This is a genomic window from Staphylococcus sp. GDY8P54P, assembly GCF_017892645.1.
GTDB lineage: Bacteria > Bacillota > Bacilli > Staphylococcales > Staphylococcaceae > Staphylococcus > Staphylococcus ureilyticus.
Genome location: NZ_JAESLN010000039.1, coordinates 1 through 2,991, shown reverse-complemented (window position 1 = coordinate 2,991; position 2,991 = coordinate 1). Strand labels below are relative to the sequence as shown.

The window sequence follows — 2,991 nt, the reverse complement described above, 5'->3', positions numbered from 1 at the left end:
ATTTTGAAAAACAAAATTATTTTTGAAACGTTAGCTTAAAAGCTAGCGTTTTTTTATGTATTTTTGCCCCTGCAGGAACTATAGCGTTCAACCGGCATGGTTGACCAGTTTTACCTTGAAAATTTTAATTTGCATGTAAATGGGCAGTGTCTGAAAAATTCGCCACTGGTTATGTACAAAAAATGAGATAAACAATTTAACTTTTTAAGTTATATAAATTTTAGGGAGTTCCAATCAAATTAGAAAAATATATAAAAGAGCTATATCGTTTTTCTGGCTTATGTTTAAAAAGTACAAGTGATTGTATTTAAAATGACTTTAGCAACTTAAGTAATATGTCTTTTGAATACAAGTTAAATGTCAGAAAGATGTACCCTTATTTTGCTCATATTTGCGTTTTAAGAAACATATATAAATATACAGGTATAAAAATATATAAATATAGAGTTTGCTCTAAATACCCCCTTAAAATTCAAAATAAAGGCATTTAAAAATTAAGAAAATAAAAAAAGCTACTAGCAAAAAACTAGTAGCTTAAATCTTAGTTAAATTTCTATGTAGTATTAATTTTTATATCTACGCTACAACGTCGATTCTAGTTCGTGCAGTATTAATTTTTATATCTGCGCCACAACGCCGATTCCTTAAAACTAAGATAAAAATCGACGAAGGTCGATTATGGTTTTTTACGCGTTCTTTTTAGAACGCATAAGTGCGCCCTTACGGGATTTAACTAGATTATAACGACGAAAAATAGACCTGTAAAGCAATAACAGTTGGGTCTACTTTGTCTACTGGGTAGACAAGAAAAGAACACGCATTTATGCCGAGAAAATTTATTGATGTTGAGAAGAACCCTTAACTAAACTTGCAGACGAATGTCGGCATAGCGTGAGCTATTAAGCCGACCATTCGACAAGTTTTGGGATTGTTAAGGGTTCCGAGGCTCAACGTCAATAAAGCAATTGGAATAAAGCAACTTTGTTATTTATAATTATTTGATTGGAGGTGTGAATATGTTTTTTAAGTGTTCTATATGTGATGAAAAATTAAAGAGAGGTTATAAAACTTTAGCATGTGAGAATAACCATACTTTTGATATTGCAAAAGAGGGGTATTCGAATTTAATTTTAGGGCATAAAAAAAGTAAATACGATAAAAAATTGTTTATTGCTAGAAGAGAATTGAATGATAGTAGCAATTTGTATTCGACATTAATTTTAAAAATCATAGAAATTATTAAAAAATATGAGATTAAAACTAAAAATAATGTAATAGATGTTGGTACTGGTGAGGGTTATATTTTAAATGAAATCAGTAAGTCATTTCTTGGTGGAAATGAATTCTTAGGTATAGACATTGCAAAAGAAGGTGTAAAAAAAGCAGCAAAATCATATAAAAATATAAATTGGTTGGTTGCTGATCTAGCTGATATACCAGTTATGAATGGGAATGTAGACTTTTTAATTAATGTGCTTAGCCCTTCTAATTATGATGAGTTTAAAAGAGTTCTAGATAAAGAGGGGAAATTGATAAAAATAATTCCTAATAGTGATTATTTAAAAGAAATAAGGAATATAGTCTTTAGTAATCATAAAAATAAGGATTATGATAATTCTGATGTTATAGATTTATTTGAAGCTAATTTTAATAAAATTGAAATGATAGACATTAGTTATAAGGTTAAATTAAATAAAGAAGAATTGAATAAATTACTTGATATGACGCCTTTAACGTGGAATTTAAGTGACGTAGAAAAAGAAGGAATAATTAAGAAAAACTTAAGTGAAATTACGATGAGTTTTAAGGTTTTGGTTGGTGGTTTTAAAACGAGTTGAAAACGAGTTTCTTCTTGTCTTGATACTATATAGAAATAACTCAAAGATATTAAAAGTCGTTTTATCGTTGATATGACAGTATTTTTATGTATTTTTGTGCGTGAAAGAAAAAATTGACATAAAAAAGCTCCAGTAATATGATTAAGTTACGACGCTTAAATCAATACTGGAGGTCTTTTTATATGCAATATAATACTACTAAATGTATAGACGAAAATCAAGATAATAAAACATTAAAAGATATGACGAAAAGTGGGAAACAACGCCCATGGAGAGAAAAGAAGATAGATAATGTAAGTTATGCAGATATACTAGAAATCTTAAAAATTAAAAAGGCTTTTAACGTAAAACAATGTGGTAACGTCTTAGAGTTCAAGCCTACTGATGAAGGTTATTTGAAGTTACATAAGACATGGTTTTGTAAATCAAAATTGTGTCCAGTTTGTAATTGGAGGCGTGCTATGAAAAATAGTTATCAAGCTCAAAAAGTGATTGAAGAAGTGGTTAAAGAAAAGCCAACTGCTCGTTGGTTATTTCTTACTTTATCGACTAAAAATGCAATAGACGGTGACCATTTAGAACAAAGTTTAAAGCATATGTCTAAGGCTTTTAATAAATTAAAGATGTATACAAAAGTTAAAAAGAATTTGGTAGGATTTTTACGCTCAACTGAAGTAACAGTTAATAAAAATGACGGTAGTTATAATCAACATATGCACGTTTTGTTATGCGTTGAAAATGCGTATTTTAGAAAAAAAGAAAATTATATTACGCAGACGGAATGGGTCGATTTATGGCAAAAAGCATTACAAGTTAATTATCGACCAGTAGCAAATATTAAAGCGATCAAACCAAACCAAAAAGGCGATAAAGATATTCAAGCAGCAATCAAAGAAACTTCAAAATACTCGGTTAAGTCATCTGATTTTTTAACTGATGATGATGAAAAAAATCAAGAAATCGTAAATGATTTAGAAAAAGGTTTATACCGAAAACGTATGTTGAGTTATGGTGGTTTGCTTAAACAAAAACATAAAATTTTAAATTTAGACGATGCCGAAGATGGCAATTTGATTAATACAAGCGACGAAGATAAAACGACAGATGAAGAAGAAAAAGCACATTCAATTACTGCAATTTGGAATTTTGAAAA

2 protein-coding genes are annotated in these 2,991 nt (G+C 29.0%); both read left to right on the top strand.

Annotated elements, in window-relative coordinates:
• The first annotated feature begins 1,016 nt into the window (after positions 1-1,016).
• Entirely contained in the window at positions 1,017-1,838 is an 822-nt protein-coding gene (locus KA883_RS12580; protein ID WP_050482502.1) for a putative RNA methyltransferase, read from the top strand.
• Positions 1,839-2,020: 182 nt separating this feature from the next.
• Positions 2,021-2,991: protein rep (locus tag KA883_RS12575; RefSeq protein WP_210140003.1), on the top strand; the 971-nt coding region annotated here is incomplete at its 3' end.